The organism is Caballeronia sp. LZ065 (assembly GCF_031450975.1).
Lineage (GTDB): Bacteria > Pseudomonadota > Gammaproteobacteria > Burkholderiales > Burkholderiaceae > Caballeronia.
In genome coordinates this window covers 331,269-356,077 of record NZ_JARUXV010000003.1, presented here as the reverse complement: position 1 = coordinate 356,077, position 24,809 = coordinate 331,269, and the positions used below count along the sequence as shown (strand labels likewise).

The 24,809-nt window shown below is 60.2% G+C and carries 9 protein-coding genes; 1 reads left to right on the top strand and 8 read right to left on the bottom strand.

Annotated elements, in window-relative coordinates:
- Positions 1 to 12: 12 nt before the first annotated feature.
- Positions 13 to 1,062, top strand: coding sequence for an aldose epimerase family protein (locus tag QCE63_RS21855; RefSeq protein ID WP_309835943.1), 1,050 nt, complete (start codon positions 13 to 15; stop codon positions 1,060 to 1,062).
- Here QCE63_RS21855 and QCE63_RS21850 read toward each other — a convergent pair.
- The 8 genes from QCE63_RS21850 to QCE63_RS21815 form a co-directional block, all read right to left on the bottom strand.
- Positions 1,059 to 9,905, bottom strand: a complete 8,847-nt coding sequence (locus QCE63_RS21850) for a hypothetical protein (protein WP_309835942.1) — start codon at positions 9,903 to 9,905, stop codon at positions 1,059 to 1,061. The genes QCE63_RS21855 and QCE63_RS21850 overlap by 4 nt on opposite strands.
- 289 nt (positions 9,906 to 10,194) lie before the next feature.
- Positions 10,195 to 11,721 carry an ATP-binding cassette domain-containing protein gene (locus QCE63_RS21845; protein WP_309835941.1) on the bottom strand — a complete coding sequence of 509 codons (1,527 nt, stop codon included), beginning with the start codon at positions 11,719 to 11,721 and terminating at the stop codon, positions 10,195 to 10,197.
- Positions 11,718 to 12,644: a branched-chain amino acid ABC transporter permease gene (locus tag QCE63_RS21840; protein ID WP_309835940.1), complete on the bottom strand. Its 927-nt coding sequence runs from the start codon at positions 12,642 to 12,644 to the stop codon at positions 11,718 to 11,720. The genes QCE63_RS21845 and QCE63_RS21840 overlap by 4 nt, the downstream gene beginning before the upstream one ends.
- 2 nt (positions 12,645 to 12,646) lie before the next feature.
- Positions 12,647 to 13,522 (bottom strand): branched-chain amino acid ABC transporter permease, encoded by an 876-nt coding sequence (locus QCE63_RS21835; RefSeq protein WP_309835938.1) that lies wholly within the window; start codon positions 13,520 to 13,522, stop codon positions 12,647 to 12,649.
- Positions 13,523 to 13,620: 98 nt separating this feature from the next.
- Positions 13,621 to 14,844 carry an ABC transporter substrate-binding protein gene (locus QCE63_RS21830; protein WP_309835936.1) on the bottom strand — a complete coding sequence of 408 codons (1,224 nt, stop codon included), beginning with the start codon at positions 14,842 to 14,844 and terminating at the stop codon, positions 13,621 to 13,623.
- 297 nt (positions 14,845 to 15,141) lie between these two features.
- Entirely contained in the window at positions 15,142 to 18,504 is a 3,363-nt protein-coding gene (locus QCE63_RS21825; protein WP_309835935.1) for a hypothetical protein, read from the bottom strand.
- Positions 18,501 to 24,113 carry a hypothetical protein gene (locus QCE63_RS21820; protein ID WP_309835933.1) on the bottom strand — a complete coding sequence of 1,871 codons (5,613 nt, stop codon included), beginning with the start codon at positions 24,111 to 24,113 and terminating at the stop codon, positions 18,501 to 18,503. The genes QCE63_RS21825 and QCE63_RS21820 overlap by 4 nt, the downstream gene beginning before the upstream one ends.
- A gap of 57 nt (positions 24,114 to 24,170) precedes the next feature.
- Positions 24,171 to 24,800, bottom strand: a complete 630-nt coding sequence (locus QCE63_RS21815) for a DUF4255 domain-containing protein (RefSeq protein ID WP_309835932.1) — start codon at positions 24,798 to 24,800, stop codon at positions 24,171 to 24,173.
- Positions 24,801 to 24,809: the final 9 nt, after the last annotated feature.

Genomic DNA, 24,809 nt, shown 5'->3' with positions numbered 1-24,809 from the left:
GGTCCCGACTGCATGACACACTCGACTTCCATCACGTTGCGCCGCTGGGGCAATGTTCAGGTCTATACGCTGCACAATGAAAGCGGCATGCAGATCGACATCAGCGATCTCGGCGCGACCCTGCTCTCGTGGCGTGCGCCCGACCGCGACGGCCGTTTCGCCGACGTGCTGCTCGGCCACGATGCGCCCGACGATTATCTGAACAGCACGGCCTTCATGGGCGCGATCATCGGGCGCTGGGCGAATCGCATTCGCGACGGACGGTTTGCTATCGACGGTATTGACTATCAGGTCGAGCGCAACGAGGGCGTGAATCACCTGCATGGCGGCTCGGCCGGATTTCACCGGCAGGTGTGGCAGGCGCGCATCGACGGCGCTGCGCTGATCATGAGCCTGCGTTCGGAAGCCGGGGCAGCGGGCTTTCCGGGCAATCTCGACGTCAACGTGCGCTACGCGCTCGATGCACACGGCACGCTGTCCATCGACTACGAAGCGCACACCGATGCGCCCACCGCGCTCAACCTGACCAACCACGCCTACTTCAATTTGAGCGGCAGCCCAGCGCCCGCGGCAGACATTCGCGATCACGAAATCACGATTGCTTCGGATGCAATCTTCGCGATCGATGCAGCCTCGATACCCGTGGCGCGCGAAGACGTCGCGGGCACGGCATTCGACTTGCGTCAGCCGCAGTCGATTCGCGCACGTCTCGATGAGTCAAACGAGCAACTGAAACTTGCGGGAGGTTTCGACCATTGCTATGTGCTGCACGACGGCAAGGCGCAGGAACTTCGCACCGTCGCCATCGTGCACGACGCATCGAGCGGCCGCAAGTTGCAGGTAGCAACTGACGCGCCCGGATTGCAGTTCTATACGGGCAACCATCTCGAAGGAGAGACAGGGCGTGACGAAGCACGGTACCGCAAGCATGCGGGATTGTGTCTCGAAGCCGGCGGGTTTCCCAATGGCATCAATATGGACGGTCTGGCCAGAAGCAACGCCGTGCTCCGGCCCGGTGAATCCTACCGCCAGCGCACGCGCTATACATTGGGCGTGCGCTAACCGCCAGGCTGCACGAAAGGCCAGCTCAAAGGCTCGAATACCGCCGTGTCCGTGTTGAACAAGCTGTCATACCTTCGAAAGAATTCCTGCATCCGCTCCGGATCCGAACGAAGGCTTTTCAGCGCGTATATCGCAAATGCAAAGCTATCCGGATTCGAGGCCATCTTGGGCGAAAGGTTCGTCAACGTGTCATTGAGAATGGTCCGAACCAAGGGCTTGTCTGCAAAGGCCCTCTCCACGTCTTGAGGGGTCTTGAACCGGTAAACCGAGTCTTTGATGTTCGGCGGATTGCGCGCATAAGCAAGCGTGAATTTGACACGGCTATCGTACCGGCTGTCCGACACCAAGGTATCGATGCTCAGGTTCTTCAGTTGCCCGTCTGCTCCTGCCTCCTTCAGATGGCGGCCAGCATAGGAGATCAGGTTATTGATATGCATTCCACCCTGCGTCAGCCCGGCGTACCAGTCCAATGGGCTCTTGCTGTGCACGTGGAAGCTCTCATGAACCATGGTCAGCGCCATGCCTGCCGAGAAGTTATCCGCCAGATGGTCCTCGAAAACTTTCATGCCATCCGAGTACGCGGCCATGAGCACCACGGATTCGCCCCCAACATGGTTCGCCGGTTTGAGTCTCACTGACGACCCGGACGTCATGACGATATCTCGCGGCGGCACCCGGTTGGGTCCGGTGACCGTTGCCATGATGGCGGTCCTTTCCTCCGCATTAATGAGGTCGTAGGAGACGTCTTTAGAAGGCCTTAGCTGCTCGAGCGCGACGACCGATGCGTTGATTTTCGTCACCAACTCTTTCTTCATCTCAGGTGAATGCCCGCCCATGAAGATATCGAGCACCTTGTCCACCTCCGGACCAGGCGTTAGCAATGTTTCCAGCCCGCCCGTCAGCAACCTGCGGCCTTCATCGCGACTTGCGCGTATCAGGGCCCGCATTTCATTGCCGCGATCGTGGGTCAAGCGGGCATCGAATTGCAGGATTGGCTTGGTTTCGTATGGAAATCCCCAGAGCCCCTTGGGTGGAGACTGTCTCCATCCACGATCCGTGTGGAAGACGTAGTCGCTGGCCTCCGTCGGGTTAGCAGGGTTCACCAAACGGTACTGGTTGCGCGCACCGTCGAATGTCAGCAAATAGCGGTTGCCATCCTGTTCAAGCAGATAGAGATTCTTCAAGCGATCATTGCCCACGATCTTCCAGAGTTTCGGAGTCGAGCTTGCCGATGCGCTCGTCGAGGCGCTTGCGAGGGGCTCCATTTGAGAACCTCTGTACACGGCATGGACCTCTACGAGTTTGCCCTCGGGAAGTTGACCTTCCACGAGCTTGAATTCGTCGTCTAACTTCCTGAACACCATATTGATCGTATCCGAAGGCATGTAAGCCCTTGCACCGAAGAACAGATCCCGATCCTTCGAGACCATGGCCCGGCCATAATTTCGCGCCTTGAAACCGGGCTCAGGATGAAACATGCGCCAGGAGACCGGACAATGAAGGTCGAAGATCATCATGGCCACTGCCTTTGCCGTATACAAGGCGCCGTCCGCTGCTGCGTCGCCCGCTTCGAACGCCGCATACCTGAGAAGGTCCGCCCCGGACAAGCCGTTTCGAACGCCCTGCGCAAAAATTTCGCGGATTGCACTGGTTCCCGCCTTGTACAACTCGTTGAACCCGGGTAAGAGCAACAGAACAGTCATTCCCACGTCCATGCCAATCTCCCACAACGACGGCTTGTAATTGCGGTCGACGAAATACATGTAGAGCTCTCCATAAAACGGCAAGAAAGACAGCAATGACTTCGCGAAGGAATTGGTGTACAGCTCCTTCTTCCGCGCCTCGACCGTATCAGAGAGCGCGTCGCGAACCAGCGGGAATAACGCTGAAAAGACTGTCTCTCCCGCTTTTAATTGCCCGATTTTGGCGTGGACGAAGAACTCATATCTGGGCCTACCAATAGTCCGACCACGCCTCAACGCGGACCAGGAATGCCCGTCGCTCACTACATTCGTGGGAATAAGAAACCAGTTAAACGGTTTTGTCCTTAGCGCCGCTTCCGGCATCTTTTCGCAGATGTCCACTTTCCCGCTCGAACCTACCGGCTTATGAAGGATGACCACCAGCCATTCCGAACTGCTCAGCTTGATATAGGCCTCACGACGCCTTTCGAGCGGGTTCTTTATCAGATAAACCCGCTTCACATCGAACAGCTCATCGACAGTCAGTTTTCCCTCGATGAGCTTCTGCGAGGTGATCCACGAGGCTTCGTAGTTCATGAAACCCCGGTCCACATAGTCCGCGAACTGGTCGTAGTATTCCTTGTCGCTATCGGTCAGCGAACTCGGCTTGAATTGCGACATTGAGAAGAAATTCTCGGGCGGCGCTCCAAAAGCTTGCAACGGATTGAGATCCCGCTTCGCTTGATCGAACTGCTGAAACAGCCCGTCCATTTCGCCGGCACCGACTGAAGATGCACGCTTGTTCGATGTGACGAGGTGATAGACCAAAGCCGAGAGAACCTGTGCGCTGCCAACCTGCTCCACGCCATCTTTGATGGGAAAGAGATCGGTAGCCAAGGCCTTGCCTGCATTCTGCGCGGACAGGATGTCGCGGTAATCTCCCTTCGCATTGAACCAATATTTGTTTTCAGGCAGGGCGGCCAATTTCGCAGTGAACTGCGAGAACTTGTGATGAATGGCCCACTGGGTTTCGATATAAAGGCGAGCACCTTCCAAAGCCGCCAATTGCGGCGCCTCTGGACTAGCGCTGGCCTGAGCGATTATTTCCCAGGTCAGGTCGGCCACCAGGCCGCTGTACATCAACTCGTATAGCCAATGACTGGAACTCCCGCCCGTACCCTTCAGAGCCTTGAGCCCGGCAGTCTCCCGCGCCACCCCCATCGCGACTCCAGCTGCGAAGACATTGTCCTCGAAACAGCTCAGCCATTGCTCGAGATCCAGGATGGTTAGGGAAAGCGCGCCGCGCCACGGCCGGAGCCGGGTGATTTCACGCTCCCAATAGTCTAGTTTCAAGTCTTGCTTCGTCTTGTTACCGCGTGCCTCCCCGTATAACAGAAGATCTAGTTTTTTCCTTCTGGCATTCTTTAGTTGAACATCAACCGCCTCATGTTCTTTTTTGGCTTTCTCGAACTCCGCCTGTATTTGAGCCGATGAGCCGTGCACGATATACGCCTCACGAAAATCGACGTCGTCGAAGGCCTCCCGCTCTTGCGCGACGAAGGTCAAAATTTGGCTTATTTTCCTCACGTCCCAGACGCGATCGGGGTCGACCCTGGCCTTGGGCTCTGACAGATTCAATCCGGCGCTGCTCTGGTCCGTGATGCTCTTCAAGAATGCTGTCTGGAATTTCAGCTTCAGCGCTCTTTTGAAGTTCTCACTTCCCGGTTCGAGATAGCTGGAGTAGATGTAATGATCCGCCGCATAATCAAGCGCATCGAGCAGCTGAGACCAGATCGAAAAGCCGCGCTTCTGCAAGAGCATACCTAAGGAAGCCTGCAAGCCATCAAATGATCTCGTCTCGAACAGCTGGCTCAACGCCGCGAGCGGCGGGGCGACGGAATCGGCCGTCCACACGCCTCCGGCATTGACCAAGTTGACCATGCGGGTGCGTGTCGCATTACCGAACACGATTCCCATGTGAGGAGCCAGAAGAAAAAACGGCCAATACTTTCCGTCGATGCTCAAATACAGTTGATCGTCGCGGCGGTACACATTTCCGTCCTTGCCCACACCTGTGTCGCCGTCCGCAAGCGCATAGGCGGGGTCGAACGACTTCGCGATTCCATACACGCCGGCGCTGACCGAGAATGAAAGGTCGTCGGTCGCCGCGGATGTCGTTGTGCCGCTTTCTTCCACCCCCCATTTTCCCTGTGCATCCTTCTGCAGCAGTACCCAGGAAGCACGCGCGTAAGCGGCGTAGTAATTGCCAAACTTGACAGTTTCAGTCAACACCGTATCCGCAAATTCATCCGCTGGAATCGTCACGGTCTCGCAGCGGTAGAGCTTTCCATTGACCCTCAGGAACGGAGTTTCATCGAAGGATTCGAATTTTCCCGGAAGGAGCGCGGTCACCGCTGCGGGATAGTTGATAAAGGCAGGCTGGACACTAGCGGTCACACGATCTTGCAGGGCGATGGACGCATAGTCGATGTCCTCCAGCCAGAGTTCATTCTTGTTGTTCTGAATCAACGATCTCCAGTTCCTTTCGGCATCCACTCCCGCATAGATCGAATCGCGGAACGGAACTGGGTTGACGTTATAAATCTCCCATACCTCATGACAGCTGCCTGCCGGATAGGTGAACATGCCTCCACTGATGCTCTTGCACTTGTAGTACAGACCGTCGAGAAGCACATACCCCTGATTCGGCTCATTCACGCTGCGATACACATCCGATGTCTCGTCTTTTTTCAGATCAGGCACCGAGGGCTTTCCGTTAAGAAGAGCGTTTGCTCGTCCTATGAGATCATCAGAAAACTTCCTCGGCAACGGCAGAGGCCGGACGACCGCTGCGACCGTCCAGATGCTGCCGAACGGATGCCGCTTGAGATACAGCCGCTCAGCGGAAGCGCCCGAGGCGCTGCCCATGACGCACAACAGATTGGGGTGGAATAGCGTGGCGGAACGGTATTTGCCGTCTATCACGATGTAGTGGGCGCCGCCCCAGTGGGTGTACAGCCGCCCTTCAACGCCGGGAACCTCGTCGGGATAGTGAAACACCTCTTCGAAGGACCAGCGCTTGACTGCTCTTGAAACCGAAGGATCCAGACAGATCGCCGCTGCGGCGTTGCTGGGCAGCGGCTTGATGGGATCCGCGAACGGCCTCCATTTTTCATCCTCTTTCTTGACGAATATGCTTTTGTCGGCGTCATTCAATGAAAAAATCTTGGCGATGCGACGGTCCCAGCCTACTCTTCGGGAGTCTTCAGCTGTAAGCACATGAATTCTCCAGTAGCGACCCGCAATGCAGATATACGAGCGGCTTCGCTGCGCATTCCAATAGATGCCGTCGGCCACCTTCGTCGCAAAGTCGCCCTCGTTCGGCTTGTAACTGGCCGACTGATCGAAGCGTTCCAGCACCATGGCCGTCAGGTAATCGCTGGCCTCCGAGTAGCGGGGCAAAGCCCAATGTTCAATCGAATCGTTCTGAGCGGCTGCTCTGAAAGGAGCTGCCTGACGCTTGGAAACGTGATGACCCGAATGAAGGGCGCTGGCATCGAACGGCACATCGATGACGATGTCGAACTGCCGCGCAGGAGCTTGACGAGCCACACTCAGAACCGCATCGTCCACAACGCCAGTGGAGCGGTTATATCCGATCCACGCCTGACGCGACGCCCATCCGGCCGCCGCCAGCGACACGCCCCCTATCAGCACGCCCAAGATCAGCTCGGTATTCGTGGGGCGCCATGTCGAAAGCTGTGCGCCCGATGGACCATTCACATCGGCGCTCTGTATGGCGTGCGTTGCCACTGGTTTATCGAGCAATTCGCTCAGTTCCTCAGACGACTCGCTTGGGCGCAATTCCGCCAGATCCTGCAGCGGCACGGCCGGTTCGAGCAATGGCTCATTGGCGTCCTTGTCCTGATTGCCTGACCGCGCTGTGCGCGCTCGGCCCGCCGCCATATAACAGAAGTACCCGATCACACCCAGCAGGCCCAGGCCGCCCGCCACACCTGCCACGATGGGTTTCCAGCTCGCGGACGACTCCTGTTCATCCGATGCGATCACGAAGTCACGCAGCCGGACCTGGTTATCGTCGTTCCAGTATTCGATCCCGCGTGCCTCGAGGATGTCCCCCGTGTCCGCAGCCGGTTGCGGCGCGCCGATGCCCGTTTCCGCTGACGGCTCAAACAGAATGGGGCCGCCGCCCAAGCCCCCTTGGGCACGACGCCTGGTCCACCATCGATTCATCGTCCGCACCAGCGGCCGCCGTCCATGACCCTCCCCCGCTCGCTCGTTAGCAATCAAGCAGAACGCGCGCTCGTCCAAATTCCACTTCACCAGAAACGCGCGTCCGTCGGATTGAACATAGCAGCGCCCGTCCACGCGGAAGATGCCTTCACTGTCTTCCTCCACGCCAGCAAGAGAAAGGTCACGCGCGAAGCGCGGCTCAAGCGGCGTCAACATTGCCCCGCCGGGTCGACCGCCCAGGGTCGTGGCGCATGCCTCGCCCAACACCGACGTGATGGCGCCCTGAAGCGCGCCGGCAACCCATGCCTGCGTCTGCTCTTCGATTCTCGTCCTCAGTTGCTGAGCGGCGGGTGCGTTGCTCGCCGCGAGTGCGCGCATCATCGCGGCGGCCCAATCGAACCAGTTGCGCGCCCCGGAAACGTCGATCCTGACCTGCCCACGCAATTCCCACAAAGCGGGCAACAACGGCAACAGATGGACGAGCGTATTCATGCCGGTCCAGCCCAGCATGTGCAACTTGCGCACATCGGCTTCGAGCTGTCCCAGCCGCTCGATCCGTTCGTGCACGTCCGCGCGGGCCAGCGCCTGGAATGACCACGCGATCCGCATGGCAAGCAAGGCATCGCAAAGCGCTTTCGACTCCGAAAACTCGCGGAGATCGCACAGCACACCCGCCCAGTCCCAGCGATCGGCATAGATCGACAGTCGCTTCACCAGCTTCATGGTTCTCGCGAGGTCGGCGGACATCGCACCAGGAAGAAGTCGGAATGCTGCCGCCGGATCATGCATGACATCCTTCTTGACGGCGCTGAAGAAGTTACGCGCCGTTTGCTGCCAAGTCGTTGCGATCTGAGTGCCTTTCACCCAATGCAGGATCTGCTTCGCCTGAGCACCGAATGGAACATAGGCCAGCGCAGCCTCCACGGTTGACAGCGAAGCCGCTCGGACATGACTCAGCGTCGCAAGATTGAACACGGTATTCGCGGCGGCCGTCCACGACTTGCACCGCGTGAGGTCCAGTAGTGCGTCGAACCAGACGCCCACATGCTCGTCGCTGATGAACGCCCTCCGCCACTCCGCAACCGGCAGGCCGCCGGCCGCCAGAAGTTCACCCAGTTCCGCTTCCGACAGCTGCCTCATCAACCACTGTGCTTGCTCAACAGGAGACGCCAAGACCGGAAAGCCCTTCATGCGGAGAAACACGACGCGACCGGGACGCACAATGCCGGCGACCCTGGCGGGAAGCAGTCCAATGGTCTCGTCAGTGAGCTGCTCGCTCTGAAGCGTCTCCAGCGTCCAGCTCAATTGATCGGCCAGCGATCCGGATTCCGGATAACTTCTCCATGACGGCAGCAGTCTGCTCAATTGTCGCGCCACTTGCAGCAGCGGTTGCATGAACTCGGGCAGCCAGGGCAGCGAGCCCTGGTCCTGAAGAAACGCCTGCATGACATCTTCGAATCCCGGGCGCTCAGGCAGACGCGAGAGCGCTTCGAACTGTCGTACCAGCAAGTCCAGCACACGCACCACGGTCTCTGCCGAATCTCCGGAGCCTTCGGGAAGCACGTCGAGCAAGTGCGGCAGCGAGGCCCCGAGTTGCTCGACGACCGCGCGCAAATGCGAAATCGTCTCCTGCGCGCTCGCTGCCTGGCCGAGCGCGAAACCCGCCGCTGTCACGTGCAATACCTGCGACACCCGCGCAATCAGGTTTTGTGCGCTTTGAGGCAATGGCTGGAGATCGGCCGAGGCAAATCGATCGATCACTTGAATCAAGCCGGTCAGCTTTTCATGCACGGGCGTGTCGGCTGCGGCAATGGTCATCGCCGATTCATAAAAGCCTTGCGCCGCGGCATAGCTCCGTGTCAGACCAACACATAGATCGATGGCTGGGGAAGCGCGCGCGAGAAGTAAATCCTTCAGCTGCGGCGGGCATTCATACGCGATAAAGGCCGCGCACTCTCTCAGACGCACATCCAGAGTCCTGGGGCGGCTCATGATTGCGCTCATCGTTTCATACGCTTGCAGGTATGCGCCGATATGAAGCCTGATCGTATCGAGGAAATCCATCGTCTCGCCAGGTTCAGCGCCCGCCCAATCCTTCAGCGCTTCCATAACCTCTTTTACCGAGGCGCCTCGACGCGCTGCCTCGAATGCCTCATAGGCCCGAGCGGCTTCACGCAGCAGAGCCGGCGAATCCGCGTCTTCCAGAAGCATGCGTGAAAGCTCGGAGGGAAGTCTGCGTGCAAGCCGCTCGACCCAGCCACGTCCGTGCTCGTCATGATCCTCGTTCGAAACCTCGTCCTCAGCGCGCAGTCGCGCGTACAACTCGTGCACCGCATCTGCATGGCGGATGATCCCTTTGAGGCTGGCCAGCATGGGCTGAATCCGCGCCGGCAGGCGACTTTCGAAACCCGTCAGCGCGCGTAGTGAACTGTCAAGCTTGTCCATCCACGACCCGCCGCGTTCGTCCACTCCGCGCAAGATCTCGCCGATCTCCTTTGCGCTCTGCCAGATGCTGATCGCATCTTTAAGGTTATCGGCAATCGCGGTGAGGCGCGGCTGCATGGGCCCGGGAAGCCACTGCGAATAACGCGGAAGAATATCCGCCAACTGAAGCAATTGCTGATCCCATGGCGCAGCGCTTGACCAGATCGCTTCAAGATCGTTGAAAGCGGTCTTGGCCGCGAACACATGATGGAATGCGCCTCCGGCCACCTGCAACACGGCCTGAACCAGTACCTTCTCGAACATCTGCTGGAGGCCGGCCTGTCCGCCTCGTGAAACATGATCGGGCGCTTCGGTTTCATCCGGCTCGGCGTGCTCGATACTCCACTCCGAACGGTGCGCGCGCCGCGAAAATGACGACGCCGTGCGATTTCTCAAACCACACTCTTCGAAATACAGATCCACTCTTGCTCCTACACGTGCAATGACACGCGCTCAGTCGAGTGGTTCGGATTCCGGTTCGGATAACTTCCCCGCGCGACGCGCATCGCGCATGATGCAGCCGATCGTCATGAAGACTTGACGCACGTAAAAATGCGACGATTCAGACTTAAGCATCTGATAGCTTTTCCATTCCGAATGGAGCAGGGAGCTTCGCGAGAAAGATTTAAACTGAGGACGAAGATCAATCAGGCAAACGTGGATCGATTGAATGAAGCGTAGGCAGGCTGTAGCGCGGAAGATGATCGAAGCGTCATACCTTCGCCTGCACGTCAGATGCGGTGCCTGACGGGATAGCTTCGAGAAATCCGTGCCCCATCTCCTTTTCGAAACGAGCGGGGCTGCCTTCCCACACAATGCGCGCATGTTCGAGCACATATACGCGATCTGCATGCGGCAAGGCAAAGGTGACGTTCTGCTCGCCCAGCAGCACGGTGATCGGCGTGGTCTTCTGCAAGAGCTCCAGCGCCTTCGACAACTGCTCCAGTATCACCGGTGCGAGGCCGAGCGTCGGTTCATCGAGAATGAGGAGCTTGGGCTGCATCATCAGCGCACGCGCAATGGCGAGCATCTGTTGTTCACCGCCCGACAAGGTGCGGGCGGTCTGCGTCTGGCGTGCCCGCAATATGGGAAACAGCTCAAAGAGCCATTCGAGTTGACCCGCGCGAGTCTTGTCGGCGAGATGATAACCACCGAGATCGAGGTTTTCGCGCACCGTCATGTCGCCGAACAACTCGCGCGTTTCAGGACACTGCACGATACCCGATCGCGCAATCGCCGCGCCGCTCATCCCCTTCAGGTCCCGTGTGCCGAAACGTATCGTCCCCTGATACGGCACCAGTCCTGAGATGGCATTGAACAAGGTCGTCTTGCCCGCACCATTCAACCCGACTACTGAGACGAACTCGCCCTCGCGCACATGCAGATTCACGCCATCGAGCGCGCGCGCCTTGCCGTACAGCACGCCAGCGTCTTCCACCTGAAGGATCGCGGGCCTGCTGTTCACTACTTCCGCGCCGCGCTCCCGTGCCTCGATCTTGCCGCCGAGATAGACGCGCCGCACGGTCTCGTTGCGCATCACTTCGTCGGCCGTTCCTTCGGCCACGTACTCGCCGAGATACATCGCAAGCACCCGGTCCGCGAGCGCCGCAAGGCTCTTCACGTTGTGATCGACGAGCAGCACCGCCCGCCCCTCCGCGCGAAAACCGCGAATCAGTTCCGAGAAGGTTTCGGACTCGGCGGCAGTGAGACCGGCGAAAGGTTCATCGACGAGCACGACACGCGGATCGCGTGCAATCGCCTTCGCCATTTCCATCCGCCGCAGATCCGCGAACGGCAAGGTAGCCGGATGCCGATGCATCACGCCGCCCAGCCCCACGCGTTCCGCAATCTCGCGTGCCCGTCGATTGACATGCGGATCGGCCGCAAGCTTCACGAGCGAATCGGGCAACAGCGCCAGCTTGATGTGTTCGAGCACGGTCTGCCGATGCAGTGGCCGCGAATGCTGGAACACGATACCCACGCCGGCGCGCGCAATGCGATGCGGCAGCCAGCCGGCCATCTCCACGCCATCCACCTTGATGGACCCTGCATTGGGCCGCTCGATGCCCATGATGAGCTTCATGACCGTCGACTTGCCGGAGCCGTTCGGTCCGATGAGGCCCAGGATCTCTCCCGGCCGGATCTCGAAGCCAATGTCCTTCACCGCGACCAGGCCGCCGAAGCGTTTGGTCAGGCCTCGCACGGCAAGCAGAGGCGCGGGATTCTCGTGGTCGTTCATTCGTGTTCCCTCACGCGCAGGAGGTTGCCGAGCAGGCCATCGGGAAAGAACAGGATGACCGCGAGCGCCACGGCCGCGACCACGAAGGTATTGATCTGGCCGAGAGGCCGCAGGAACTCGCCCGCGACGATGAGGAAAATCGAGCCGAGCACCGCGCCGAGGATGGTGCGCCTGCCGCCCAGCACCGCCGCGATGATGATCTGCACGCCAATGCCGATATCGACCACCGTGCTGACCGACGCCGTGCCCTGATAGAACACCAGCATCGCGCCCGCGACACCCGAGAACACCGCGCTGATGCAGAAGGCCGCGAGCTTGTGCTTGACCACGTTGAAGCCGAGCGCCTGCGCGCCGACGGTGTCCTGGCCGCTTGCCTGCAGGATCAGCCCGATGGCCGAGCGCGACAGCCCGAACAGGATGATCGCGCAGACAATCAGGAAGGCGAGCGCGATCCAGTAGTTGATGCCGGCATCGACGGACATCACGTCCGGCACCATCATGCCGATCTCGCCGCCCGTGATGCCCGCGAAGATCACGATGGCGTTCTGCAGCAGTAGCACTGCCACGAGCGTGACCAGACCGAAGTACGGACCGCGCAGGCGCAACGCGGGCACCGCGAGAAGAAGACCGCCGACCAGCGCGACGAGACCGCCAGCGATCACGCATATCGCAATGGGCGCGGCCGCATGCGCGTTGAGGATCGCGGCCGAATAGGCGCCGAGGCCGATCAGGAAGGTCGGCCCGAAGTTGACCTCGCCCGCGAAGCCGAACAACAGGTCCCACGCCATCGCGAAGACGCCGAAGTAATAGGCCACCGTCAGCACGCCGAGGATATAGCCGGTGAGCCACCACGGCAGCGTCGCGGCGATCACCGCGAGCACCACGGCGGCGACGATCAGGCGTGAACCTCCGATATCCTTCATGATCAGCGCCGTCCAAGAAAGCCTTGCGGCCGCACATACACGACCAGCACGAGCAGCAGCAGCGCGGGCAAGGGCCGCAGCGTCGGCGCGATCAGATACGCGGTCACGGTCTCCAGATAACCGACGACATAGGCCGCCAGCAACGAACCGGAAACGCTGCCGAGCCCGCCCAGCACGACAATCGAAAACGCGCTCGCCGTGAGCTGCCCGGCGTTGTTCGTGCTGACGCCGAGGAACGACGCCAGCAGGACGCCGGCCACGCCCGCCAACACGCCGTACAGCGTCCATGCCAGCAGATAGATGCGCGACAGTTCGGAGCCGAGCAGCGTGAGCCCGCGCGGGTTCATCGATGCCGCGAGCAGCGCCTTGCCCGCCTTCGTGCGGTTCACGAAGAGCCACAGCAGACCGATCACGACCCAGCACACCACGGCGATCATGATCTCGTTATAGGGCACGCGCACGCCCGCCAGGCTCGTGACGCCCGGAATCAGCGGACGTATCGTGACGGGGTTGTCGGAGAACAGCCAGGCCATGCCCTGCTGGATCATGATGCCCCACAGCAGCGTGCCGGTGAGCACGAAGATCTCTTTCTCCTCACGCGGGATCGCGCTGGACCGCTGAATGGGCCGCACCACCATGAAGTACGTGAGGTAGGCGGCAATCATCCCGCAGATCACACCGAGCGGCGTGCCGAGATACGTGCCCAGGCCGGCCTCGCCCGCCAGCGCCCAGCCGAGCAGCGCGGAGATGAGCATCACGCCGCCGTGCGCGAGATTCAGCACGCCCGAGACGCCGAAAATCAGCGTGAAGCCGAGCGCGCCGAGTGCATAGAGCGAACTGATCGCAAAACCATCGATGAGGATCTGCAGCGCAAGCATAGGCGGTCCTTGTCGGATCGATGTTCAGGTGGAACCGGTCCCCGCAGGAAGCAAAAAAAAGCGGACGCGCATGCTCGCCCGCTTTGGAAGAGAGGACGTCAGTTCGCTGCTGCCTGCACCTTGACGAAGGCCGGGAACTTGACCTTGGCGTTCGCCACCGACTTCGGCCAGATCGCGACCTGCTTGCCGTTCTGCCATTGCAGGTTGATGCCGGTGATATACCCTTCGCCGTACTTGAGCGCGTGCGTGAACTGATCGTTCTTGCCATAGAACTGCCAGCGTCCGATAGTGCCCACGTAGTCGGTCTTTTCGAGCGCATCGACCATCTTGTCCGGGTCCGTCGAGCCTTGATTGCGATGAATCGCATCGGCAATGATGTACACGAGGTCATAGCTCGTGAAACCATCGTAAGCCGGCGACACGCCGCCAAAGTGCTTCTGGTACGAGTCCACGAAGGGAACGGTCTTCGGCGTCACCGCGACACCCGGCGCTGCCGCCGACGCCGTGATGACGCCTTCCGTGGCGCCGTTGGTGTCCTTCCAGAAGCTTGTCGTGGTGGCCTGCGAGCTTTGTCCGGTCATCGGAATGGGCACCTGCTGGTCATGCCATTGCACGGTGGGCTGCACGCCCACGTGACTGATGCCCGTGGTGATCGTATCAGGATGCTTCGCCTCGATCTGATTGAAGATCGGCGTGAAGTCCGAGGTATCCGGATTGAAGCGGATATGGTCCAGCACCTTGAGGCCGGCTTTCGGCAGGCATTCGAGGTAGCGTTCGTCGAGCGGCTTGGTCCAGGCGGCGTCCTCGCTCATCACGACCGTCGTCTTCATCTTGAACTCGCCCACCAGCACGTCGTGCGAGAAATCGCAGATGGACTGCGCGATGAACGCCGAGGTCATCCAGCCGTGAAAGGTGTACTTGTAGTTGTTGTAGTCGTCGTGGACGCGCTTCGATATCTCGTTGCTCGCGGCGCCCGGCGTGATGAAGGGCATCTTGAGGCGCGCGGACCACGGCTCCATGGCGAGCGCCACTTCGCTGATATAGCTGCCGATGATCGCCACCACCTTGTCCTGGCTGGCCGCACGCTGAAAGGCGCGCACGCCGTCCGAGGCCGACGAGTGGTCATCGTACGCGATGATCTGGATCGGCCTGCCGTCCACGCCGCCATGAGCGTTGATCTCTTCCGCCGCGAGCTGCGCGGCCTTGCTGATGGAAGCGCCCGCGACCGCGGACTCCTCGCTGATGACGCCGATCTTGATGGGCTCTACTGCTGCATGCGCGCCGGGCGACACGCCCAGCCCCGCTCCAATCAGTGCGCTCATGGCCACTGCGGCACGGGATCCCCGCCACGTCTTGATCCTGGACATCATCAGCCTCCTGTCGACCGGTATCGCGGGCGATAACGGTGCTTGCGCGAAGCGCGTTGTTTTCGATTGTGGAGCGACGCAAGTCAGACACATGCAGCAATTAAGGATTTGCCGATGAACAGTAACACCGTGAAGTGCAGCGAATGAATCAGTGATAACGAGGAAGGGGGAAGCGCGCACAAATGAGGCGCCACGCGAGCGATCCGGTTTTGCGATGCAGCAAATCTGGATTCATGGCGGGGTCGCGCCCTGTCACCAGGGCCATACAAGCGGGTTGTCCCGGCTTGGCCCATGTTCCAGAATGTAATCCAGGTCGTCCAACAACTTCCGGATGTCAGTGGGCTGCTTGCGGAGCTTTTCAAGCCCGAGCACGACAAAGCTATAGCTATCCGGATTGTCCTTCATCGCGGGCGAAATCCTGTCTCTCACGTTCCGCAAGACAGCTTCCAATTCAGACTTATTATTAAAAACATCAACTACCTCTTGCGTCCTCAGGCGCCCATCAGCATCCCTGAACTTGAACGTGACATCAAAGGGAGTGAAGCTCTCGGCAGCGTAAGGAAGCATCAACCTCACCCTTCCCTCGTACCGCGGCAGCGTTGCCACCTGATCGAGCGGCAGGTCTACCGTGTTTCCAGCGGCATCGCTGGTTTTCAGAAAGCCCGCGGCGTTGCTGACTATTCGCTCCAGACGAAAACCTTGATTGCTGATCGAAGCATACATGTCAATGCTGGTATCGTTCACCATATGGAAACTCTCATGAATCATGGCTCGCGCAAAAGCATGGGGATAAGCTTGATGAGTAAAGTCCTGCAAATCCTGCACTCCGTCGGAATAGACGCTCATCATGAAAGGTTGACGTCCCCCGGCATTGTCCGCGGGACTTACAGTTCTTCTGCCGAACCACGAGGTACTGACAACCTGCGGCGCTTCGAATTCATCGCCGCCGCGGACCGACATTACCGCTGCTCTTTCAACTTCATCACCCCCCCGGTAATAAACGTCCTTCGAGCTTCGCAAGCGCCTGAACGCAGCAAGGGAATTCTGCATTTTCGATTGCAGTTCGCTTTTCAACGCGGGCGAATGTTGTCCCATGAACATGTCCAGGAGTCTGTTGACCGAAGCGGTCTCATTTGGGTCATCCAGGACTTTCAGTGCCACGGTCAGCGATTCCCGTGCCGACTTTCGTCCGGCGCGCACGTCGCCTCTGAGCACGCGCGCGCGCACGTCGCTCAAGCCTGGTTCCTTCTGCAGGATCGCCTTGCTTTCAGAGGCGGCGCGCGCCGCGCCAAGCATCGGCGCCTGCCGCCATCCATCGGCGGTGTAGGAGACGAGAGGCCCGTGCCGGGTCCAGTCGTCTGGATAAACGAGGCGAAACTGGTTCAGCCTTTGATCGAGGACAAGCCCATACTTTTTCCCATCGGAACTCACAACATACTTCCACGGAGCAAGCTGATCGGGTTGCTCCCTGACGATGGAAAGGCCCACGTCCGCACCTGGAGCAAGCTGGCCGCTCGATGGACCCGCCGAGAGGTCAGCCCGCAACCGGTTGCCACGCAGATCCGCTCGCAGATACTCGCCTGCTGGAACCTGCTTCAACGACAGCTGGAAAGCGTCGCTCAACGGAGTGAAAGCGAGCCTGCTTGCCACCGCGGGAACAAGCGCACCCGGAGTGCGAACGAAAGCGAGATTCCCTGATCCTGCGACGTTGCTCCACTTCACGGGCTTGACGCGGAAGGACGAAGAAAATGTTGGAAGCGGAATGGGGCAAAAGGCTTCAATCAACATCCGGGTTAGCAGGAGAAACGAGGTCCGGAAAAATTCAGGGAGCGTCGCGGACACCTTGAGGGCGACATAGTTGAAAAGCCCCCGGCCTCTCAAACCATATCGCAAGCCTTGCATGACCATCTTTTCGAAGCCGACTTTCGCTCCTGCGCGGACCATCCCTGCTCCCCAGGGAATAACCGCAGTGGCGACTGCCATGACGTCTGACAACACTTGTTCAACCCTGACGCTGTGTTCCGGATCGAGCGCCAAGCCATGCCCGATGTCCCAGAAAGGCACAAGACTGGCATAAAGTTGCCACAGTTCCGGTGCGTAAAACGAAGTTTTCAAACCCTGTTTCAACGTAACGAGATGTTGACGGGTAAGCCGAACCAACTCCGGCGCCAGCCCCGTTTCTGCACGCAACGGCACAGCGCTCCCAGCTTTCAGGTAGTTCTCGGGCGTGTCGACGCCGATGTCCCATACTAGCCAGCTTGCTGAACATCCGTACCCGTCGCCGATATACGGAAGTTCGTACCAGTATGGAAGCTTCTCCATCTCTGCGTAGGTTTGAAGCTCGCAGGTGTCACGCGGATCACCCAGCCCGTCGCCATGGTAACGCGTCAGAATCCACTTGCCGCTGTTCAGCTTGATCAGGAGGTCGCTTGAGTTCTCGACGGCGTTATTAACGAAATAGGATTGCCTGATCGAATAAAAGTCGTCGATCTGCAACGGCACATTCAGCAGCGTGAAATTCGCGATCCATGCGGCCTCGTAGTCGAGCGAACCGCTTTTCTCATATTCGACGAACTGCTGATAATAGGCGGCATCTCCGTCTGTCAATGTATTCGGCTTGACCTGCGACAGCGAGAAGAATTCTTTCGGACGTTCGGGAACGTACAGCGGATTGAACTTTCTCGATGCCGCTTCGAACGCATCGAGAATCGATTCCACCAGCATGACATCGATGGAAGCGGGCTCGTCCCCCGTCTTCACAAGATGGTAGAGCGTCGCGGCAATAGCGCGTGTGCCTTCCGCGCGCTCTTCGTCTTTGGCCGCCTTCATGCAGGAATTGATCAGCTTGTCGGCCAGTTCTTGCGCGGCGACGATGTCGCGATAGTCCCCGCGCCAGGTAAAAGTGCGCTGCCCGGAAGGCACCGACGACAGCTTTCCTATCCAGGCCGCAAAGTCGTCCATGCTGGCGAACTGCTGTTGGAGATAGAGACGGGCAGCGTCGATGACGTGCAACTGTTCGCTCTCGCTGTTTTGCGAGGACTCACGGATCATCTCGTAGGTGAGTTCCGCTATCAGATCGCTGTACATGAGCCCATACCGCCAGTGACCGCCTGTCGGCGGCTGAGATTTCAGTGCTTCGAGTGCTACCCTTTCTCTTTCGAAACCAAGCTTGACGCCTTCGACGAAGCGGTTCTCACTATAAAGATCGGTTAGTGCATCCTGGTCGAGCACGAGTTTTTCGATCTCGTCCTGAAGCGCGTTGAGACGCGTTTGTTCCTTCTCCCAATAATCCCGCGTGACTTTCTTCTTGCTCCAGTTGTTGAGCGCGATCGTTCTCGTTATGCTGTCTATGCTCAGCTGGACTCCGATGGCGGCCGTCGTCTCTTCCCAGTCAGCCGACGTGAATTGCGCATCCACCGTCTTCTTCTGCGCGGCCAGATCCACCTTTGCGACGCGCAATCTCTCTGCTTGCTCACTGACTTGTTCAGGCGTCAGGCCGCGCACGGCGCAGCACTCGGTGAAGTCGGGATCGGAAAGCGCATCCTGATCTGCCTGGAAGAGCGGCCAGTAGCGCTTGATGGTCTCGGCATCCCACGTCTGTTTGAGTTCGCTCATGTCGGAGGCGAGACGGTTGTTCTCAAGCTGCCCGAGGAGTCCGAGATCGACTTGAGGTAGGCAAGCTGGTATTTCAAACCGAGTGCCCGACGGAATTCGCCACTCGCTGGCTTCAGGTAACTGCCATGGAACGCATGATCCGCCGCGTTATCGAGCAGTTCGATTGTCTGCGACCAGGTATGCGGTCCACTGCCGCCGAGGGCGACTTCCAGCGATGCACTGAATCCATGGAACGTGCCGACTTCGAGAATATCCTGCAGGCCAAGGGAAGCTACACTGCCGCCATAGAGCTGCCATTGGCCGTCCGAGATGATCGCGACACAGGACGCGCGCCCCGATGAATCGCCGAAGATGATCCCCATGTGCGGCGACAGCAGCGTGAACGGCCAATAGCGACCATTCACGCTGATACACAACTGTCCCGCCTCCGCATACACGACGCCTTCACGACCCATGCCGACGCCATCGTGACGAAGCGCATGCGCCGTATCGAACGTGTCGATGATCCCCGTCAGTTCGACACTGACCGAAGGGAGCGCGCCAAAGCCTGAAGCAATATCTTCCTTGTCCTCAACGAGCTCCAGTTTGCCGCTGGCTCCCGTGCTGAAGAGCGCCCAGCCTCGACCCGCGACATAACCTGCATAAGCATCGTCCACCCGCATCACCGTCTCGGGAGCCCCATCCGCGAATGCCCTCGGATCCAGAACGACTTTCCGGCACAGATGCAGTCTGCCCCCGACACGCAGATACCGGCTCCAGTCCAGCGTGGCATAGAGACCCGGAGATACCGGCGCCAACTGCCAGAGATCGGGCGTTTGCGGCGCGGCGGGTGCGGCCGCCATCCGTCGCTCGAGCGCCCGTGACGCCCTGACGCGCTCTTCTACCCAGTACCCGTGAGCCCCACCGTTCAATATCGAACGCCAGGCCCCGCTTGTGTCCTGACCGACAAGCAACGGAGCCGACGTCGCGGTCGCCACGTCAACGTCGAGCCGCCATACGAGGGTCAGGATTTCCTCCGGGAAATAGCTGACCCGCTTGGTTCCGACTTCACTGCATCGATATAGGGTGTCGTCGATCCGCAGGTACTTTGCTTCTGAGCCTGCTTTGCGATACATGCCCGGGGGTTCGGCGGCCATCCATGCCGACGTCCACGGCTCTCCAGCGAGCGTGGCCTTCGCTCGCGCAACGAGGTCCGGAGAGAACGCAAGCCTGACCGGCAGACGCTCCGGCTTGACGACCTTCGCAAGCTTCCACACGCTGCCCGGCTCCTGGCGCTTGAGATACAGGAACTGTCCCGCCGTCTGCTTCTCCTGCATCACTCGAAGCAGGTTCTCGTGCACCACCACGGCCGGCCAGAAACTGCCGTCTGCATAGAGATAGGCGCCGTCCCAGTCGGTATAGACCTGGCCCTCCCGACCGGCGGCTTGCTCGGCATATTTGAAGGATTTTCCAGCGTCCCATTGCCTGAACGCGACGCGCACATCTTCATCGAAACGGCTTGTGCCTGGCGGAACGACAGCGGCTTGCGTGACTGTGGCGCCAAACGCGAGACACCATTTGCCGCCGTCGCGCTTCCTGACGTCGAGGAATGTCTCCGGTTTGTTCACGGGACGGATCGTCGCCTCGTGATATGCGCCTTGCTTGCCGAAATAAGTGTAGGGCCAGTAACGACCCGACACGAACAGATAGGCGCTCACTCCCGGAGCGTCCCAATACACCCCGCCCAGATGCATGGCGCCGAAGTCTCCCCGGCATGGCATATAGCTGTCTTGCGGATCGAAGCGTCGCGATACTTCCGCACTCAAACCGGCATCGATTTCCGCATTCCTCGGCAACGGCCATGGCGGGATCGAGGACTTGCCGCGCGCGGCGGTCACGCTTCGACGTTCGCGTCCGGCGGGTTCGACGGCCTGCGTATCAAACGGTGCATCCACGACGATTTCAAACTCGCGCTCCGTTAGTCGACGTCCCGCGTCCAGGTCGTCCGGCGCCACCAACGCCTCCGGGCGACGGCTCTGCCGCGCGTGGACCGACGCCCAGCCGATCATCCCGAGCGCCGCACCGCCGAGCACCGCGAGCGCCGTCCGCTGACCACGCGTCGGACGCCAGCCAGCCCGTTCGTCGCGTACAGCGTCCGGGACGGCTTCCAGAATGGGTTCGAGGCCGAGCATGGGCTGTTCGATGTCCACCGCGGCCTGCCCCTCGACGATCTCGCCCATCTCGAACGCCTGCCCGCCGCCCATCACCAGCGCTTCGCTTTCGGACTGGGTGATGGCGCTACCGTCGTTTGCCTGGAGTGACGGCTCAGGCACCGCTCCGTTGCGAAATGCCCTCCAGAAATAGACGGAGGTCAGAAACAATACGAATGCGCCCGTGAGGCCGACCGCCCACCCCAGCCTGTTGTCCGACTGCGCCGTCTCGCCGGGCGCGATGACGAAATCGCGCAGTCTGATCTGCCCATCTTCGGTCCAGTATTCGAGGTTGTGGGCCACGAACGCGTCGGGAGAGTCGTGGTGATCCGCATTGATGTCCAGAACGGCGCCGGGAGCTTCGGTCGACAGCGAGACCGTTGCCGGACGCGCTGTCGGCGTGGTCGAAAACCAGCCGGACAAGATCCCTCCGCCTGGCAGCTTCGCGATACGAGGCCTCACCCACCACCGTCCCATGACCCGCTCCAGCGGAAGGCCAGCCGCGCGATCATTGACACGCTCTCCGGACACGACCGCATGGGCACGCTCGTCGCTGTCCCAGCGCACGAGAAAAAGCCGGCCGTCGTCGCGGACATAACGACGTCCCTCGCTCACGACAAAGCCGTCCTGATCCTCCTCTTCCGCGATCGCACACCGCTGGGCCAGTTGCGGAGGAATGACCGACAAACGCATGGCATCGGAATCGCCAGCGGAAGGCGCCACGAACAAGCCCCCTGACAACGAGGCCAGCGTCTGTTGAAACGCACTCGCCAACAAGGCTTCTGTGCCTTCTTCAAGCTTCTGCCTGAACCTCCGTATCGACGGCGTGTCATCGTCGGCAAGCGCGCCGCATACGGCGGCGGCCCAATCGAACCAGTTGTGGGTCTTCGATGGTTCGACCTGAATCCGTCCACGCAAGGCCCAGAGGTCGGGAACCAGCGGCAGCAGGTGCGCAAGCGAAGTCATGCCGCGCCAGCCCAGCAACCGAAGGTGTTCGACGTCGCGTTGCAGACTCTGAAGGGTTCCATCCCGGCCAAGCGGGTCCGAAGTCGCCAGCCGATGCAGCGACCAGGTCAGCCGTACCAGGATCAACGCATCGAAGAGCACTTTGCGGGCGGGGTCCTTGCCATATTCCTGCAACAGGGCGGTCCAGTCCCACTGCTCCGAATACAGCGAGAAATGCCGGATCGCCATGGCGGCATGATCCAGACCTTCGGCCGTCGCTCCAGGAAAGAGACGGAGCATCGCAAAACGGCCGCTTGACACATCCTCGTTGATATCGCTTGCGACGATCCTGATGAAGTCTTCCGCAGTCGCCATCCAGTCCTCTTGCGGCCGGACCCGGTGTACCCATGAACGCACCTGCTGGATGAACACGCCGCCCGGAACATAACGCACGGCCACCGAACACAGCGCAGACCCGATGGTTCGCCAGTGCTCCCGCATCGCCGCCATCAAGCCGCCGGACCATCCGGCCTCCTGACTTCCCTTCATGAGAAGGTGCAGGATGTCGAGCCATGTATGGAAATCCTCATCGCCGATGTACTCGCCCAGCAAGCCGGCCTGCAAACCTCCGTGGTGGTGCAGAAGCGCCCGGACATCCGGTCCGGAAAGCTCCGTGACCAGCCAGCTGGCGCGTTCGACCGCCGAGGCCTCAGCCGGAAACGCATTCGCGCGCAGCAGCAATGCGCGGCTCCGGCGCACCATCGGCGCGTGGCGGGCGGGCAGAAACTTCATGGTCGAATCGGTGAGCCGGTCGCTTTGCAGCACCGCGAAAATCCAGCCCAGTTGTTCGCTCAACGGCCCCGAACGCGGGAAGGCCGGGCAGTGCGCGTCCTCGCAGGCCTCCAGCACGTCGCCAAGCTGGCGCCCGAGCGCCGACAGCGGTTCCATGAAGGTCGGCAACCATGACGGCGCCTCGCCCTCCTGGAACAATCGCCGCAAATAATCGGATAAGGTCGCGTCCTCCGGAAGCTCTGCCAGCGTCTGGATGTGTCGAGCCAACCATCCGACGGTGCGGAAGATGCCCTCCACCCGCGCCATCGCGTCTTCGGGCAGCGAAGCCTGCAAGGCCGGCAAGAGCGGTTCGAGCCGCTCCACGACGGACGCAACGCGCCCTGTCACCCCGCGTAATCCCGGTGTCCGCCCGAGCGACGACAGCTCCGCGACGATGTGCATCACCTGAGTCACAAGCCTGAAGACTTCCTGCACTGAAGCAGGACAGTCGGCCAGGCGGCCGCAAGCGAACTGCTCCATCAGATGGTGCAGGTCTTGCAGCTTGCCTTGCCAGGGTAAATCATTGCGATAGATGGCCGAGAACGCCTGATAAAACTCGCTAGCCGCAGCGGCTGTCCGCAACAGGCCAGTCAATGCGTCGATGGCCGGATGGAGCCGCTCCGCCAAGAACGTTCGCAAGACGCGGTCATCCACTAAGGCGATATGGTCGGCCAGGCGCACCAAAAGCAGCTCGAAGTTCGTCGAGTCAGACAAGATCGCGCAAACATTGTCATAGCCTGCGCGGAAGGCATCGAGTTGCTGCTTGATCGTGGTGAGCGCGTCGACGTCATCGGACGCGTCACTCTCCAGCCAGCCGCCGACGGCCGCGAAAGTCTCCTGCCAGCTCCTGCTCTGACTGACCTGCCCGAAGGCGAGACACGCGCGCTCCGTCTCGGTCCGGCAGACCGTCAGCGCGTCGCTGCCCTCACGGCGCGCGTTGAGCCGACGTGCAAGGACGGGAGGCAACTGCCCGGCCAGTTCATCGAGGACCGCATCGAGTCCGAGGGGCGAGCCGCCCGCCTTGAGCAAGACCTGCTCGGGCGTCGCTTCCAACAGGCGGCGCAGTTCACGGACGGCCTTTCCATACTGAACCACCCTTCTGAGCGTGCCAAGCGTGCGCTGAACATGGGAAGGCAGCCGATGCCCATGGAGGTCGAGCACGCCGATGCAGTCTTCGGCCCTCTGCATCCATGGACGTCGTGGATCATCGAGCGCTTGCAGGGCAGCGAGCACACGCGGGAAGGCTCGCCATAGCTGCATGGCGTCTTCCAGGCTTTGCATCATGCCCTTGATGCGTGGCCTGATGGAAGACGGCAACCATTCCTCGTAGGTCGCGGAGAGCCGCGCGGCTCGAAGAAGCTTCTGATCCCACGGCGCGTCACTCTTGCTGATTTCCGCCAGTTGCTCCAGCGCGCGATTCGCGACGAATGCATGCTGGAATACTCCTCCCGCGAGCTTCATCACCGTGGGGACGAGCAAGCGTTCCAGCATGCCCGCCAGCGCAGCTTCCGGCTTCTCCGTGGCGGCCGTCGGTAACGGCTCGAATGCGTCTTCTTCGCCGTGTTCGATGATCCATGCGTTCGCGGGTTGTGGTTGTCCTGACAGTCTGCGATTGCGCAAGACATTCGATTCTGAAACAAGCATCGATAGCCCCCACTCCATGTTGGAAAGCGATGCTCACCGCCGAACGTGCTTCCGCCGTCAGACTGCCTCGTCGAACGGCGGCTGCTGCGATTTGACTTCCGTCTGCTGCACGCTCGCGACCGTGTCGTTCTTGTCCGTCAGAACAACGGGCACCGTCACTGACAGGTTCAGCGACAGACGCGGCTTGTTGCCGAGCGACTGCCAGAAGTTGCCGAGACTGTTCAACTCCGCTTTTGGCGGAATCATGCGCGCATAGGCGCCGGGCATGCCGCCGATTTCCTGATTGTTGATAAGCGCGTTGACCACCTGGTTCATGACCTTGAGCGACGGATTGTCAGGCGCGCTGCCGGGACTGCCGGGGCTGATGCTCTGGGTCTGGCCAATATCCCAGTACGTGATGATGTAGTTGCAGCACACGTTCACCCATCCCGGCGCGAGAGTGGACTGCTTCGTTTCCGCGTTGTAGGAAGCCACGCGCATCGGCGACGTGCGCATCTGGAGGTCTTCGGAAATCTGATAGAGGAATACGCTCAGCGTCGGTTCGGACGGCGGATTCTCGGCATTGGGAAGATCGAAAATGATCGACACGCCCGAATCCAGGTCGATGGGAACATACTCGGCCAGCGCATCGTAGATGGCCTGGTTGAGGTTGAGGATCGTGGTATCGGACGCGATGATGTCTGCCATGTTTCTGCT

What these genes read in the sequence shown, in the direction of transcription:
- QCE63_RS21855 (WP_309835943.1), top strand. Translation starts at nt 13, where the DNA reads ATGACACACTCGACTTCCATCACGTTGCGCCGCTGGGGCAATGTTCAG.
- QCE63_RS21845 (WP_309835941.1), bottom strand. Translation starts at nt 11,721, where the DNA reads ATGAACGACCACGAGAATCCCGCGCCTCTGCTTGCCGTGCGAGGCCTG.
- QCE63_RS21840 (WP_309835940.1), bottom strand. Translation starts at nt 12,644, where the DNA reads ATGAAGGATATCGGAGGTTCACGCCTGATCGTCGCCGCCGTGGTGCTC.
- QCE63_RS21835 (WP_309835938.1), bottom strand. Translation starts at nt 13,522, where the DNA reads ATGCTTGCGCTGCAGATCCTCATCGATGGTTTTGCGATCAGTTCGCTC.
- QCE63_RS21830 (WP_309835936.1), bottom strand. Translation starts at nt 14,844, where the DNA reads ATGAGCGCACTGATTGGAGCGGGGCTGGGCGTGTCGCCCGGCGCGCAT.
- QCE63_RS21825 (WP_309835935.1), bottom strand. Translation starts at nt 18,504, where the DNA reads ATGAGCGAACTCAAACAGACGTGGGATGCCGAGACCATCAAGCGCTAC.
- QCE63_RS21820 (WP_309835933.1), bottom strand. Translation starts at nt 24,113, where the DNA reads ATGCTTGTTTCAGAATCGAATGTCTTGCGCAATCGCAGACTGTCAGGA.
- QCE63_RS21815 (WP_309835932.1), bottom strand. Translation starts at nt 24,800, where the DNA reads ATGGCAGACATCATCGCGTCCGATACCACGATCCTCAACCTCAACCAG.